Here is a 15,489-nt window from a genome sequence, read left to right as displayed (position 1 = left end):
TTTTCGACAAATTGAAACAATTTTAATATTTGTAAAATGAAAACATTATCTGTATTGACTTTTTTTCTATTGCTTAAATTGGCTGGTATTGGACAAAGCACTGAAAAAGAACAAGCACTTGAGTTGTGTAGAACAGCAATTAAATTAATGGATAATGGACAACTGGATGAATCAATTGATTTGTTGACAAAAGCGCAAAAACTTGATCCTGAAAGAATTGATTATCCTTATGAAACAGCCTATGCATATTATCAAAAAAAGGATTATGCAAAGGCAATAGAAATCCTTCATTCTATCACAAATCATCGGGACGTGACATTCCATTCATTTCAATTGCTGGGTAATTCCTATGATTTAGCTGGTGAACCCGATAAAGCCTTGGAAATCTATGCTCAGGGAATGAATAAGTTTCCTGAAGCTGGTAATTTCTACTTAGAATCAGGTAATATTGAATACGCTCGTGAGAACTACAATGAAGCAATAGCCTATTGGGAAAAGGGTATTAAGGTGGATCCCAATTATCCCTCAAATTACTATTGGTTATCAAAATCATTTTCGTTTACAAACGAAAAGATTTGGGCCTTGTTTTACGGTGAGATTTTTATCAATCTGGAACCAGGAACAAGCCGTACGAAAGAAATAAGTAAGCTCTTGTATAATACATACCAGAAAAGTTATGTAGGGGAGTCCTCTACCAGTGGAGAATTTAAGCTTACTGAAAAAGGTTTTGTGATCAATGCTGAAAATAAGGATGATTTGAAAAAAATTAAAAAAGGGATACTCCCTTTTGAAGGTACATTTGCATCCATATTCGTTTTGTCTGCAATTAATTTTCTTAGCAGGATTGATATAGCAACAATTGCAGAGGCAAGAGCAAATTTTCTGAAATATTGGTTTGATGAAAAAAAAATGGATAAACACTATGAAAATAAGCTTCTCTCTTATCAAAACGGACTGAAAGAAAACGGGTTATTTGAAGCATATTCATATTGGCTTTTAGCCGAAGGGAATCCAGAACAATTCGAAGCGTGGTACATGAAAAATTCGGAAAAGTTTGCGGAATTTGCAGATTGGTTTCGTGCTAATACGATTAGTATTAGATCAAAGGATTTGTATTCAAGAAGAGATTATTGATTCAGAAAAGCCAAGCTGAGGAAACATGCAATCGTATGTATTTTATGGATGCAATACTAGCCAATGACTTCTCCAGCCCCGTAATTCCGCTGGAAGAATTTTTGTTTAAATAGAATCGGGCAGGTTTCCATTTTTGCACGGGAATGAAGTAAATTAATGGACGTTTCTGGTGTAAACAATCAGCCTCACAATGGAAAATCATCTCCTCGAAACCTGGCAAATCCACAACCGCATCAATCTCTACCTCTTAGATGCGATACAGGAAGAATACCTCGCCGACGTCTCTGCTTCCAAAGGCAGAAATGTCGGTGAGCAATTTGCCCACATTCACAACGTGCGCCTCATGTGGCTCAAAGCGGCTGCACCTAATCTTTTGGAAGGTCTCGACAAACTGGAAAAAGGCCCTGGAATAACCAAACAGTCGCTTTCATCGGCACTGACAGCCAGCAGCGTTGCTATCGAACAACTGCTGGCTGCCGGTTTGGAATCAAACCGGATCAAGGGGTTTAAACCCCATACCTCTGCCTTTTTGGGTTATCTGATCTCTCACGAGTCTCATCACAGGGGCCAGATCATGTTATGTCTGAAACAATCCGGCCATCCTGTAGATAAGAAAATTCAGTTTGGTTTATGGGAATGGGGGGTTCGATGACTATTTCACCGAAACCCTGATTCCTGGAGAATGACTGGTAAACTCCGGTGCATACATACACTGAATGGTTGCAACTCCATTGGAGAAATCGCCCTTCTGGGTTGCAAACAGGTCGTACTCAAACACGTGCGTTCCTTTGGGCAGATAATCAAAGAAAAAGTGCGTGGCTACGTCCTTCGTGCTTTGATAATAACCCAGCCCCGCCTGATAGCGGTAGGATGAAAGTACTTCTACTGGTTCAAAAGCGGAAGCACGCAGATCTTTCATGTGGACGTACTCCATGTCGCGGTCTGAGCGGAGTTCAATTCTGACACGAATCTTGTCGCCGGGATGAATTTCTGTATCGGTGACAGCAATCAGTTTTGGGCCGGAGGCTGTGTTTTCCACTTTATACAGGTCTTTTTTCAGTGATAGTGGTGTGGCGGCATAGGTGATTTTATCCATCTGCTCAAAGTATTGCCAGTACAATCCACCCCAGGCGATGCCGGGTGCTTTTTTGCTGACAGTTACCTTACCCATCTGTGGGGTAATTTCGCTGCTGCTCCAGGCGGTTTTAAAGTAGCCTGTGCCGGCTTCTACACGGGTATCTTCGCGTTCGAATGGATTGACTGCAATATTGCCGAGGGTGACGGCTACGATCTCGTTTTGCTCCAGCCAGTCCGCGCCTGTGGAAAGCAAGGCGCTACATGCATCTGCCGTGGCACGAGTCGTTTTCCAGTCGTTGGTTTGTTTATTTTTCAACAACCATACTTTCATTTCCTCGACGGCATTCAGGTCGCCCGATACTTCATGGAAAGCTTCTATCATCAGGGCCTGCTGTTCTACGGGTGCTTGATACCAGTAGTATCCGCCGATATTGTCTTTCCAGTACATGCCAAGCTCAGGATTTATTACTGCATTTTCTTTGAGAGAAGCGATAACCTGCCGGGCTATAGTTTGTTTTTCCGTGCGGTGAAAAGTCAGCGCGAGCATTCCCTGCAAATATCGGCTTTTTCCTGTCCAGTAAGTTGTCGCCTGGGTATAATAGAAATTATAGGCTTCTTCTGTACCGGCAGTCAGTGGTATATCGGGGAAAAAAGAACGGGCATACAAATATTGGATTTGCGTACTACCCAGATTGTCTTTGGTTTTATCGAGTTTGTGACTGAGGAGATAGTCGTAATCTTCTCTGATTTTTCCATCGAGGTAAGATAATGCTTTGGTAACTACCTGGCTTATTTCGGGGTTTCCGGCAGCAGATTGTACGCCGATTTTTTGCAAATGGCCAAACCCGGTGACAATAAGCTGGGTTATATACCGGTTGGGCTGCATGCCGGGAAACCAGGTAAACGCACCATTATCCAACTGTCTTTCAATAAGTTTCTGCCGGGCAGAACTCAATTCTGAACTCATCCGGTTCATATCAAACAGCATCCCGATCCGTTTTTTTCGCTCTGATTCCGAATTTGCATTCAGCACCCAGGGGGTCTCTTCGAGCAATACGGATTTTAGCTCCTGATTTTTTTCGAGGTTGGACAGGAGCGCCGAACCATTGTCCTGGGTTCGCCATTGTTCAAATACGCTTTGTACTCCGGGTGAAGTGGACGCTATGTGGCTGGCCAGGGCATTGGCGTAGAAGCGGCTGTATATCTGCTCAGTACATTCGTGCGGGAACTCCATCAGATAGGGGAGCGCCTGCACCGCATACCAGGCCGGATTTGAGGTAAACTCAAGCGTAAGCTGCTGATTGCGAAGCGTTGTGGATGAACCCGAGTTCAGGAGTTTTGTAAAATCAAATGTACGCGTTTGCTGTCCTCTCACTGCCAGTGGCATCGATTCAGTAACAAGCAGTCTGTTTTTTAATATAGGTATCACATGCTCTTCTCCGTCGGAGAAATTGCCTGCCTGTGCGGTTACCTGTACGACTACGGCCTGCACCTCTTCCGGAATACTGATTTCCCAGCTTACGGCTGTGTTTCCTTTGGCTTTGACAGCAAAGGGTACCTGTGTGGCATCCAGTCCGAATAAAGCCCCTACAGGCTTTCTTGTGAAAGCATCGAGCAATATCAGATCGGCTATTCCACTCAGATCATTGTCGCTCAGATTCGATACTTTTGCTGACAGGGTCATTTTATCCCCTTCCCGTACAAACCGGGGCACATTGGGCGTTACCATCAGGTCTTTTTGGGTAACGGTAATCCCCGTAAGTGTGCCGGTTTTGAGGTCTTTGGTATGGGCCAAACCCAGAAATTTCCAGCGGGTGAGCGCCTCGGGCATCGTAAACTTCAGAATAACAGAACCCTCCGCGTCTGTTTCCAATTCGGGGAAGAAAAAGGCTGTTTCGTTGAGGTTGGATCTGACGGATACCGGCGCCGTGACTTCTTCGCCTGCAAAGGCTGGATCTACATCCTGAAAATCTACCACTCCGTCGCTATCCGAATCAAAAGCTACAACGGAATCACTCAGTTCTCTTTCGGTTCGCTCCATAGCCATGGCTTTGCCTGCACGCGGCGCGGCCATATAGGCGACCCCACTGTTGAGAAACATTCCCCCGCCTCCGAAATAATCCAGTGCGCCAAACCAGTTAAACTGATCATACCCTCTGGCTCCCGGATAGAAATAATCGTTGGTTTTCCCCTTAAAAGAACGGGAAGAACTTTGGGAAAATCCATTGTAACCATTCCATGAAAGTTGCCTGTAGTTGTCATTGTACAGGTTCATATCAAAAGAATTGATGCGAAACTGGTCCAGCGAAGCATCGTAAAGTGTGGCTACCAGTTCTGCGGCGACAGCCTCACTTTTGGGGCCTGTGATTTTCAGCCTCCATTCTTCATTTTGCCCGGGTAAAAGCTTGTCGCGGAATGTGGACCAACTGAGGGTAAGCTGTTTGTTGCTCCAATCTACATTGATCGTTTTTTGTTCCTGAAAAAATTGATTGTGGCAAATGGTCGAGACCGAAAGGAAAATGCCTCCGCGATAGGATTCTTTGATGGGAATGGCGATCTGTTTCCCTCTTTTTCCTTTGATTTTCAGTATTTGCCGATCTATGACTTTCCCTTCCTGTTCCAGTTCGTAAACGGCCCAAAGCACTTTCTCCGAGGTTGAAATGGTATAGGTAACGACATCTCCTGGCTCTGCATATAATTTGCTGAGTGATGTTTCCAATACTACAGGCACTACGGGTTTTGCCGCGCCGGATTCTGCTAAGGTAAAAAACCGAATGACTTTTATTTCCTGCCCTGAGGCATCAGCCGAGGTAAGAACCGCTTTATATTTTCCAGGCTGAGCGGTAGAAAGCTGGTTGATACTGATGTTTGTATTTTCTGCAGTGTTGAAGGAGATTTCTGCAATCGGGGCATTTTCTTTCCAGTTCCGGAAATCATCTTCATCAGCATAGACATCATAAGGGAATGATTTTCTGTATTCTTCCTCCGGGAGCATTTGCTGATCAGGCTGGTTCCAGCGCCGGTTTCTGCGTACTTGTTCAGGCGTTGTTAGTGGAATAATCACAACTTTACCGGTTGCAGGCACGAAGTTGCCGCTAAGGTTTTTCGTCGAAACAGGGAATGTAACTTCTCCGGCCTTAAGCACCTTTTCGGGTATGCTGATATCCGCCTCCATTCCAATATATCCCGCCCGGATAGAGGTATTTGCACTGTGGGTTTCGCCTGTGATATCTACGACATCGGCATAGATCGCATAGTCAAATACTGGCAACTGCGATTTTTTGACGGTCTCATCGGGAATCAGCTTGAAATCGATGACAAACTGGCCATTATCATCGGTAGTTGTGACTCCATTCGCAATTTCTCTTTCGGGCGAATTGGGCATCGGAAAACGCCAGAAATAACCAAACCAATAGGGAAAACGAACCTTTCTGACGACGCGGTAGCTGACTGAGGCGTCGGTAAGATTTGCACCGGCATACGCTACGGCTTTACCGGTGATTGTTGCATTCCCGCCCAGGCTGTAGTCTTCTGTTACCGGCTCAAAACTTACTTCAAATTTGGGGCGTTTGTATTCTTCCACGCTGAAATAGCTGTAATCACCTTCAGCCTGTAAGGACATTTGGCCCAGAAGACCGGTCGTAGGTGCGACAAACGAACCACTCACGGTTCCATACTCGTTGGTTGTGAGTTGCTGTGAGGCAATTTTCTGATCGTTGACATCAAAAAAGTTAACGGTTACTGGAAAATTTGCCCTCACTTCATGATTTTTATCGTCTTCCAGCAATACAATCGCTTTAAAGAAAACGGTTTGCCCCGGCCGGTAGATTTTTCTGTCTGTGAAGAAAAAGACTCGGGTTACAGGTATCGCAGTTCTTTCCCCTGAGGCATAGGCGTAAATTCGGTCGGTTTGATATGTATCGTCTTTGTATCTGAAGTCCAGTACAAAATAGCCGGACTGTGGTTTATAGGGAATGGTGGCGTAACCGCTTTTATCTGTGTAAACCGGCATTCCATCTTTTGCCGGGGGGTTGCCCGAATAGTCCCGGTTATATCGCTGCACCATTACGCCCTTCATCGGCTTTCCTGTTTCCCGGTCAGAGATAAATACCTCTGTTTCGCCCGAATTTTTATTTCTGTAAAACCATGAAATACCGGATACGGTGATATCTGTGAAGCTGAACAGATCTTCCTCAAGGTCGTAATTCTGTGAAGAACATGCCAGGATCGTATAATTTCCGGAAGGGAGTGCAGGCATGGGAATTTCAACTTCATGGTTTTGATAATCTCCGCTTTGGGTAAGGCTGAAAAGTCCTTGTTCTACGGGAGTTTCCCGAACCAGCATTTCGAGGATTTGTTTTTCTCTGTAGCTGTAATTTTCGTTTACATTCGAATTGCGAACAATGCGGTAATATACCTGATTGAGGTTTTTGTGGGATAACAGCGTTCTAAACGGTTTTGAAGGCAGGTTGACATCTTCAGCTTTCATGCTGAGACTCTGTTGTTCGATGGTGTAGATCAGTGCTTTGCAAGCCTGAGCCCCACGGGTATCCGGGTATTTTTCAGCAACAGTCTTGCAAATTTGCCAGGCTGTTTTTCTGTCCCACCGATACTGATCGGAGACCAGGGGTTTGTAATTTGACGCACGACCATTATAGGTGGCTGCAATTTTATAGTTTACTTCTGCCGAAGCGGGTTGGTTTTTCAGCCGATCGGCCAGTTGCTCCAAAGACTTGAGATACAGCGTATCGGTCTGATCTCCTACAGCATGCGATTTTAGAAAATCCAGCCTTTTGATTTCTATGTCTGCGAAGGCATCTGGTTCAGAAATAGGATGGAAGCGAAGCAGTCGCTGAAAGATCGAAGCTGCATGCAGAATACGGGAATGTATATCGGGCGTGTTGAAAGTCAACTGGGTAAATGATTCTGCAGGTACGAAAACCTCTTTGTCTGTGAGAACAAATTTTTCGGTGTGTTCGGTAATACCGGATTCTGTGCTGATAAAATAGTCGAGTGCGCGGTGCGCAAGCAGGTCATACAAGGTCGGCCGGTAAATCGCAGACTCTTTTGCCTTTATCAGAATGGGGTCATAAGCGGCGATGCGTTCACGCTTTAGCAGGTTTTCGGGTTCAATAGAAGCAAAATACAGCTCAGCGATTTGATTGTGAAAATGTGTGGCATCCCAGGTCTGGAAGTCCTCAGGGCGTATTTCAGTTGCTGTCCGATCATAGATCATGTATCTGTTTTGCTGAAAATAATGCAGATACAGATCTGCCAGCATCGACTGAAGGATCTGCTTTTTGGGAAACTGTGCTTGCTGCACAAGCTCACTCACCAGCGAAATGCTCATCGAATCGGCCTTTTCTTCAATTCTCGATTGAAATTTTATCTTGTGGGAAACGGCTTTAATTTGCTGCACTGCGTTGTCTTCCGCCAATGCTTTCTGATAAATTATATCTACTTTTTCGATTGCCGAGCGTGTCAGTCCTTTCGATTCGAGTGAATCAACGGTTTTCCACAGGGGATCATAATTATCCGGAGGTGTTGCCATAGTTGCCAGAGTGGTTTGCAGGAAAAATGCCAGAAATAACAGGCGGAGGGTTCTCATAGAAATTTGGGTTTGTTGTACTGGAATAACGATTGCATGCGTCATCTATTTCAGACGGGGATTAATTTGAAAGTTACCGAATCTGCCGCACAGATCATAGTTATCGGCTGAATTGTTCGATATCGTTTGATACAAAAAAAACAGCGTGAGGATAATGGCTCACGCTGAAAATTTTTAATATTAGAAAGGTCTGTTTATTTGGTCAGGTCAATATTGTAGAAATTCCACTCCTGTCCGATCTGATTATTACCTTCGATGAGATTGATAAAGCCCATGTCGTCAGGGATTTTGGGAAATTCAAGGGTAAATACAAGAGACTCACCTGGTTTCAGTTCTGTGGTACGGGGGTAGAAATTGATACCCGTGGCGTTTTTCATCTTGTAAGTTGTACGTTTTGCTCCGGAACGGTCAGTGATAAAAAAAGCTTCATCGGAGTTTCTGTCAGCGATACTCACATCAAAAGGTTTTCTCTCCTCATTGAGGACTTTGATAGTGATCAGCGTGGCATTAGGCATGATATGTACGCTTTCAATCGTCAGATAATTATGCGAACGAGCGCCGACAGTAGGCAGTTTATAGACTTTACCTCTGGATGGCACATTTCTCTTTTCAAAAGGTTTCGGTTTGAAAATATCAAATACGCTGGTTCGGCCTTCATCTATTGCAGCTAATCTTTCTTCCCGAACATCCACACTCTGTTCTTTTTTTGAGGATGGATCTACGGGTTGTGGTACGCTGATCGGTCTCGAATAGGTATAGTTGGGTCCGCCTGCCCGGTTGTAATTATCACCTCTGGGTACAGAGGCCGTAGTTGCCTGGCCGGTTTTCGCAAAATTGAGATTGTCTTTTGCGATGGTCAGTCCCGGGTCGATATTGAGCGCTTCATCAAAATCTCTTGCCGCTTCCCATGACTTGTTGAGTTTCACACGGGTTACTCCCCGGTTGTTGTAAAGCATGGCATAGGAGGTTCTGGAACTGCTGCCGGGTTCCAGGAGTACCAGTCCGCCATCTCTGTAAATATCTGCCTGACGGCTGTTTTTTAGGATCTGATAGTATTTGTTGATGGCGTCAGTATAATAATTCTCGGCAGATTCATAGGCTTGCATCTTGTAATAAGTATTGGCGATATACTCATAGATCACAGGATTTTCAGGTTCAATTTTTTTTGCCCGGTCAAATTCCCGGATAGCATCGGCAAACCGGTTGCTCTGGTAATACAGGATTCCCTGATCCAGAGATGGGTTGACAGGCTGGGCAAATATTGGTTGTGTAAATAAAATAATTCCGGTAAAGAGCAGGTAATAAAACCGGTTTTGATTCATAGCCCAAATTCTTTTGTGGTTATATATAGTTACAGATTTTGCAAAAAATTAGTCTTTAAGTTCTACATCCCAAAAATCCCATGCCCCTTCCCGATTGCTTTGCCCTTCGAGGATATGGAAAAAAACGATGTCATCATCAATTCGTTCAAACTCCGCAGTAAAAAATTTGTCCTGCCCGGGCTGGAGCATATAGGGTTTTTCCGGCCAGCCCTGCAGACTTCTTACGTCGGTCAGCCGGAATGATCGTTTGTAGGCTCTGTCAGAGATATAAAGTGCATTGGCACCTCCTTTCTTGTCAAGGAAAATCGGGAATACTTTTGTGCCAACACTTTGAACTTTAAAGGTAATAAGCGTAGCATTTTGCGTGATTTTTACCTGTTCGATCGTTACATAGGGGTCTGCCTGATTTCCGACGAGAATCTTATTTTGCGGGTAGGTTCGTTCTCTGGGTTTGGTAGTTACAGGAGTATCGGGCCGGTCAACCAGCGGAGTAGCCCCGGAGTTGCCGGAGTTGGACACATTCCAGCTTCCATTGTTGGAATTGTCGCGGGGATTGTTTGTGTCAAAAAGGCCATAGTCCCCATTGTTGGGATTTTTATTATAGTCTTGTACGGAGTTGTTGTAGCTTGAGCTAGAATTACTGTTTTGGCTGCTGCCGTCCCCATATTCACGTAGTTTGCGATTGGCTATATCGAGATTTCGGCGTGCGTATTCGTGATTGGGGTCAATCTGAAGAGCCTCATAGAAGTAGGACGCCGCAGCGCGATATTGCCCCATATTGGCGGAAGCAACCCCAAGGCTGTTGCGCAATTCTGCATTATCGGGATGCTGTTTGGCCGCACGGGAATAATCCTCGATTGCGGCTTCGTAATTTTCAAGTTTATAATAGGATTCTCCCCTCAGCTCATATACAGTCTGATGGTCGGGATCGAGGTCTGCTACTTCGTCAAAAACTTTTATGGCAGCGCGGTAATCGCCATTGTCATAATTGCTGCGGCCTTCAGCAAATTTTTTTTCAGCTTTAAATGCCCTGATTGTGGCATTAGGTTGAGCAAGCATACACAGAGGTACCGCAATCAGCGTCGTTAGGATGAATCTCTTCATGGTATGATGTGTATCTTTAGCATTTGGTGTGGAAGAAGGTCAAATCAAAGATTGTTATTTAAATGAACTGGAAATCTATGGATTTGGTTATTTTTGATTTGGTAAATTAAATGTGAAAGTAGGAAACAATCCGCTATTACCCAAAGCGCTATTGTACTTTTTATAAACATTTCTTCAGCCAATGTATTCTAATTATTGTAAAATATATCAGATTATGAAATTAAGTTGCTGGAATAACCGGAGCTTGTGAGAGTCATTTATCCTTCCTTCAGGTTAACGATTCTTTGTTATAAAAGATATAAATTTTGCGCATATTCCATACTTTTAACTGATTTTCTTACAAATACTTTTTTCTTAGCCTATGCTTCCTATTCGTGATACCATTCCAACCCGGTCTTTTCCCATCGTCAATTGCGGAATCATTGTTGCAAATATTTTGGTTTTCCTCTTTCAGATTACCCGTTCTCCTGAAGATTCTGAGTGGTTAATTCGTGTTTTCGGAATAATCCCGCGTATATATACTGACCCTGCCATTCGGGCAGAAGGAATGGGCGCTATTGCTTATTATTTTCCTTTTCTGAGCAATATTTTTCTGCACGGAGGCTGGTTGCATCTGATTGGAAATATTTGGACACTATACATATTTGGCGATAACGTCGAAGATCGCATGGGAAAGGGGCGGTACCTGGTTTTTTATCTTTTATGTGGTTTTTTGGCCAGTGCCACCCATATTGTGTTTAATTGGGATTCACCTGTGCCCGCCATTGGTGCTTCGGGAGCGATTTCGGGTGTGATGGGTGCCTATATGCTGATGTTTCCACGCAGCAAAATTCTCATGTTATTCCCGGTTTTTTATATACCGTTTTTTTTCCGTATCCCCGCGTTTGTTTATCTGGGTTTCTGGTTTTTATTTCAGTTGGTTGATGGTACAACCGCATTTGTCTCAAAAGAGACGGTCGGAGGGATTGCTTTTTGGGCGCATATTGGCGGTTTTCTCGCGGGTGTTCTTGCTTACAGGCTATTTGCCCATTCGCAGTATGAACCACCGGAAGAATTTAACTCCTTTAAAAGAGATCCCAGGCACTATTTTTCCCGGAGTATCAGATAATCTCAAAATAACGGCTCATTTCCCAGTCTGTAACGGCTTTGGAAAACTCGCGCCATTCCCATTCTCTTGTCCTCACATAGTGATCAGTGAACGCCTCTCCGAGTAGCTCTTTTGCAATATCGGACTGTTTCATCGCCTGAGTTGCTTCTGCAAGATTGCGGGGTAAAACCCCATATCTGGATTCTTCATATCCATTGCCTACTACTTGTGGCTGAGACAACTTCAGGTTGTGGCGGATGCCATATAAGCCAGAGGCCAACGCCGCAGCCATTGCCAGATAAGGATTGGCATCTGAGCCGCAAACACGTGTCTCCAGCCGTGCCGATTTTTCAGAACCTGTCAGGATGCGGAGCGCGGTTGTACGGTTGTCCATACCCCAGGTAAGTGTCGTCGGTGCCCAGGCTCCTTCCACCAGCCGTTTGTAACTATTGATCGTAGGTGCATACATCGGCAAAATATGTGGCAGACAGTACAATTGTCCCGCGATATAACTTTTCATCAACTCGCTCATATGGAGCGGGTCACCTGCGTCGAAAAACAGATTTTTTTTCCGGTTTTCATTCCACAAACTTTGGTGAACATGGCCAGAGCAACCGGGCAAATCCTGCCGCCACTTGGCCATAAAAGTTGCCACAAGTCCATGCCTGCTGGCGATTTCTTTGGTTCCTGATTTGAAGAGCACCGCCCGGTCTGCTGCCGTCAGAATGTCTCCGTACAGGATGGCCGCTTCATATACACCCGGCCCCGTTTCTGTATGCAGCCCTTCAATCGGAACATCAAACTCACCCATCAGGTCAAACAGGTCGTTGAAAAAAGCACTTTTTTGGGAGCTTCGGAGGATCGAGTAACCAAACATACCCGGGGTCATAGGCTGGGGGGTTCGGAAGCCTTTTTCATACAGAGATTGTGGGGTTTCCTCAAAATTAAACCACTCAAACTCCTGAGAAAACAGGGGCTCAAACCCCATTTCCAGCGATTGGTTTTTAATTTTTTTCAAAAGACTTCGCGGGCAGGCCGGGTGTGCATTTCCTTCCGGGCTCATAAAATCTGCGAGAAAAAAAGGAATATGATTATCCCATGGGATTTTCCTGAATGTCGCCAGATCAATAAAAGCATTTGCATCGGGGTAGCCGGTATGCCATCCGGTAACCTGGGCGTTATCATAGGCAACATCTGCCGAATCCCAGCCAAACACCACATCGCAAAAACCAAAGCCACTTTTAATTGCTGAAGCAAATTTATCCCGGTGCATGACTTTTCCGCGAAGGATGCCATCTATGTCTGTAATCGCCAGCTTTACTTTCCTGCCGGGATAATTTTCAATAATATCTAGGGTCTGTTTTTCTGTCATGGGGGGAATTTAGTTACTAATAGGCAATTGCCCAAGTAGGTTTGTGTTTGTTTTTCTACAGATATTCTCTTTTTTTGCTAAACTTCAAACCAACCGCCAAGTTGAAATACGCCTTTGCTCAGTGGAGTACCCGCACACAATCGTGGATCATGATTGTGGTTCTCACCCTTATTTGGGGCAGTTCATTTATCATGCTCAAGCGGGTGCTGGAAGTATTTTCCCCGCCGCAGGTTTTTTCGGGTCGAATGATGACTGCTGCACTGGTTCTATTCCCTTTTGCTATCAGAGAATTTCGCCGTATTCCCAAAGAAAAATGGCTCCCCCTGATCGCGTTTGCATTTATGGCCAACCTGTTCACTACGCTCTTATACGCTACTGCCCAGACTCGTTTAGACAGTGCGTTAAATGGAATGATCAATACCCTTACCCCTCTGATGACCCTGGTCGTGGGAGTTATGTTTTACCGCCAGTCGGTGAGGGTTTTGCAGATTCTGGGACTGTTGATTGGGGTAGCCGGGGCCGGGATGTTGATTTTTCAGGCGGGGGAAGGCCAAATCAATGGCGTTAATGCCTTTGCTCTTATCGCAGTGCTGGCAACCTTGTTTAATGGATTTACCGTGAACATCGTCAGATTTAATCTCGCCGGCCTTTCGGTAATACAACTTTCTTCCATATCATTTTTAATTATATCGCCGTTGGCAGTGGGGTATGCGCTGTATTCCGGTTTTTTTCCGCTGGCTTTGGGAAGCACAGAAGGCCTGGCTGCTGCAGGGTTTCTTGTGATTCTTGGTGCTTTTGGCAATGCTTTGGCCTTGCTGCTGCTGAGCAAACTGATTCAGATCAGCAGTCCTGTTTTTGCTACCCTCACTACTTACCTGATTCCAATCGTCGCCTTATATTGGGGCTATCAGGATGGAGAAATTATCAGCTCAACGGAAATTGGTGCTATGGCCCTGATCCTGTTGAGTGTCTATATGGTAGATAGATTTGAAAAGGAGGAGGTAGAGGAGGAAGGCCCATGATACTTTCCGCCCGGAAAGTAGGGATGATTCCAGCATAATTGTATATTTGCAGCTGAATCAAATAGAAACAAAAATTATGGAAATCCCTGCCCAACTCGAAACCGAGCGATTGCTGATCAGACCTTTGCAGGAGAAAGACTTTGAGGGATTTTATGCTTTTCTTACTAGCCAGCAAGCTACGGAGAATCTGTTTATTTCCCCTGAAGAAAGGAGCAGAGAAGGTGTAAAGGCTTTTTTTGAGGAAATCATCAAGTCTTATGATTCACCTGCGCCTATTTTTGCACTGGCTGTAGAGGAGAAAGCTACAAAACGATATGTTGGTGCTATGGGACTTACTGCGCTGAAAGACGGTGTCAGTGCAGAGGCAATATTTATCTTTTTACCTGATTTCTGGAGAATGGGCTTCGCAACCGAAGCCGGAGAAGAAATGATGAGTTATGCCCTGGATTACCTCATGCTGGAAAAAGTAGAAGTATTTGTTTCTGATGAAAATACCAGTGGCGCAAAGCTTGCGGAAAACCTTGGGATGACATTTGACAAAAGAGTCGAACACCGGGAATATCCCCAACCTGTCCGCCGTTTTGTGCGATACCGGGGGTAAGCAAATTTGTGCGAAAAACCATCGCCATTCAGCAGAATTTGCTTAATTTACATTATGGAAAAAGAAAAACCTTCAACCTTAAAAAACCTGCTTTTTTTAGGCTCAGTCCTGCTCGTCCTGTTTTTATATATTAAGAATAAATACTTAGACAGTACTCCTCCTCAGGATATATCTGCAGATAGTATTGAATCCGTCGTTACGGTAGCTCCTGAAGTATCCGATGCGGAAACTACGGCAAAGCTGAATGTATCTATTGTCTGTATCAACCAGCAGTCCAACCGGGTATTTGATAGTTATTACCGATACCTCTCCTGGGTTGACAAAGTAAAAGGACCAACCGGAAAAGAAAGCAATGTCTATGGGGTATATAGTCTGTATGATTATACGGACCAGGCCCGGAAAATGCAGGAAGCATGGGATATGGAACCGCACCTTCCTATGCTTGATTCAGCCGGCAAAGTATATATAGCTGCTCTGGCCAATATCTATGAAAAGGTCGAAGAGGTCAACCGATATTATGAACATGAAGATTATAAGGATGATGCTTTTGCCAAAGCAAAAGAATTTCATCAGCCTTTAGTTACTCTGTTTGATGAGTTTGCCGCTGCCGATCTTCTTTTTCGCAACACGATCCTCGAACTTCAGGCAGGTGTTATGAACAAGGAGATTATCGCAGCCCGCGAGGCGGGTGATACGCTCAACGTTCTTGCATTAAATATGATGATGCTCGCGCAGGATTTGATGAAGGTTGGTTCTGTAGTAAATCCATTGGATGTAAAACTTTCACAATTCAACAGCCTGCTTGACAGCTTTAAGGTCGTATCCGAAAATATGCTTGTCTATACCAAAATGCATAAAGGTGAAGAGGCCGTCGATGATATAAGCTCGCTAATGTCTGAAAATGACGAGTTCCTCAAAAATGCGAAAGACCTTATGCGAAGGGTGCGGGATAAAAAACCTTATGAAATGGGTGAAAAATGGAGTGATAATCCCCTGAGTGGCTGGATGATCACGGGTTCACCATTTGAGCTACTGGATGGGTATGACGATCTGGTGGAAAGATATAATAGTTATATACGCAACGACGAGTCAAAGATACAGATGCTTACCGGTACATTGTTTCATGTCAGGGGACCGGTATAAGCATGCAAAATGTTGTTTT

The 15,489-nt window shown here is 44.5% G+C and carries 10 protein-coding genes; 6 read left to right on the top strand and 4 right to left on the bottom strand.

Annotation, left to right across the window (positions count from 1 at the left end; genetic code table 11):
• Positions 1 to 36 precede the first annotated feature (36 nt).
• Positions 37 to 1,134, top strand: coding sequence for a tetratricopeptide repeat protein (locus tag R3D00_24210; protein ID MEZ4776301.1), 1,098 nt, complete (start codon positions 37 to 39; stop codon positions 1,132 to 1,134).
• Between the two features lie 190 nt (positions 1,135 to 1,324).
• Positions 1,325 to 1,786 carry a DinB family protein gene (locus R3D00_24205; protein ID MEZ4776300.1) on the top strand — a complete coding sequence of 154 codons (462 nt, stop codon included), beginning with the start codon at positions 1,325 to 1,327 and terminating at the stop codon, positions 1,784 to 1,786.
• On the opposite strand, the gene R3D00_24200 is transcribed toward R3D00_24205, so the two are convergent.
• The 3 genes from R3D00_24200 to R3D00_24190 form a co-directional block, all read right to left on the bottom strand.
• Positions 1,787 to 7,819: an alpha-2-macroglobulin family protein gene (locus R3D00_24200; GenBank protein ID MEZ4776299.1), complete on the bottom strand. Its 6,033-nt coding sequence runs from the start codon at positions 7,817 to 7,819 to the stop codon at positions 1,787 to 1,789.
• A 194-nt stretch (positions 7,820 to 8,013) separates the two neighbouring features.
• Complete coding sequence (locus R3D00_24195; protein MEZ4776298.1) at positions 8,014 to 9,141, bottom strand: tetratricopeptide repeat protein; 1,128 nt, start codon at positions 9,139 to 9,141, stop codon at positions 8,014 to 8,016.
• A 48-nt stretch (positions 9,142 to 9,189) separates the two neighbouring features.
• Positions 9,190 to 10,245 (bottom strand): tetratricopeptide repeat protein, encoded by a 1,056-nt coding sequence (locus R3D00_24190; GenBank protein ID MEZ4776297.1) that lies wholly within the window; start codon positions 10,243 to 10,245, stop codon positions 9,190 to 9,192.
• 361 nt (positions 10,246 to 10,606) lie between these two features.
• On the opposite strand from R3D00_24190, the gene R3D00_24185 reads away from it, so the two are divergent.
• A complete protein-coding gene (locus R3D00_24185) occupies positions 10,607 to 11,353 on the top strand; it encodes a rhomboid family intramembrane serine protease (GenBank protein ID MEZ4776296.1) in 747 nt (248 codons plus the stop codon).
• Here the strand turns inward: R3D00_24185 and R3D00_24180 are convergent.
• Entirely contained in the window at positions 11,346 to 12,704 is a 1,359-nt protein-coding gene (locus R3D00_24180; GenBank protein MEZ4776295.1) for a glutamine synthetase family protein, read from the bottom strand. The genes R3D00_24185 and R3D00_24180 overlap by 8 nt on opposite strands.
• 101 nt (positions 12,705 to 12,805) lie before the next feature.
• Here R3D00_24180 and R3D00_24175 point away from each other — a divergent pair, with 101 nt between their 5' ends.
• The 3 genes from R3D00_24175 (at position 12,806) to R3D00_24165 (ending at position 15,470) form a co-directional block, all read left to right on the top strand.
• Positions 12,806 to 13,726, top strand: coding sequence for a DMT family transporter (locus R3D00_24175; GenBank protein ID MEZ4776294.1), 921 nt, complete (start codon positions 12,806 to 12,808; stop codon positions 13,724 to 13,726).
• A 76-nt stretch (positions 13,727 to 13,802) separates the two neighbouring features.
• Positions 13,803 to 14,327: a GNAT family N-acetyltransferase gene (locus R3D00_24170; GenBank protein ID MEZ4776293.1), complete on the top strand. Its 525-nt coding sequence runs from the start codon at positions 13,803 to 13,805 to the stop codon at positions 14,325 to 14,327.
• Positions 14,328 to 14,381: 54 nt separating this feature from the next.
• Positions 14,382 to 15,470 carry a YiiG family protein gene (locus tag R3D00_24165; GenBank protein MEZ4776292.1) on the top strand — a complete coding sequence of 363 codons (1,089 nt, stop codon included), beginning with the start codon at positions 14,382 to 14,384 and terminating at the stop codon, positions 15,468 to 15,470.
• Positions 15,471 to 15,489 lie beyond the last annotated feature (19 nt).

The sequence above is a fragment of the Bacteroidia bacterium genome (assembly GCA_041391665.1).
In the GTDB taxonomy this organism is placed as follows: Bacteria; Bacteroidota; Bacteroidia; order J057; family J057; genus JAGQVA01.
This window is presented reverse-complemented; position numbering and strand designations above follow the sequence as displayed.

Bases quoted from the DNA above. Each gene is read 5' to 3' on its own strand.
- R3D00_24210 (MEZ4776301.1), top strand. From the start codon at position 37: ATGAAAACATTATCTGTATTGACTTTTTTTCTATTGCTTAAATTGGCT.
- R3D00_24205 (MEZ4776300.1), top strand. From the start codon at position 1,325: ATGGAAAATCATCTCCTCGAAACCTGGCAAATCCACAACCGCATCAAT.
- R3D00_24200 (MEZ4776299.1), bottom strand. From the start codon at position 7,819: ATGAGAACCCTCCGCCTGTTATTTCTGGCATTTTTCCTGCAAACCACT.
- R3D00_24195 (MEZ4776298.1), bottom strand. From the start codon at position 9,141: ATGAATCAAAACCGGTTTTATTACCTGCTCTTTACCGGAATTATTTTA.
- R3D00_24190 (MEZ4776297.1), bottom strand. From the start codon at position 10,245: ATGAAGAGATTCATCCTAACGACGCTGATTGCGGTACCTCTGTGTATG.
- R3D00_24185 (MEZ4776296.1), top strand. From the start codon at position 10,607: ATGCTTCCTATTCGTGATACCATTCCAACCCGGTCTTTTCCCATCGTC.
- R3D00_24180 (MEZ4776295.1), bottom strand. From the start codon at position 12,704: ATGACAGAAAAACAGACCCTAGATATTATTGAAAATTATCCCGGCAGG.
- R3D00_24170 (MEZ4776293.1), top strand. From the start codon at position 13,803: ATGGAAATCCCTGCCCAACTCGAAACCGAGCGATTGCTGATCAGACCT.
- R3D00_24165 (MEZ4776292.1), top strand. From the start codon at position 14,382: ATGGAAAAAGAAAAACCTTCAACCTTAAAAAACCTGCTTTTTTTAGGC.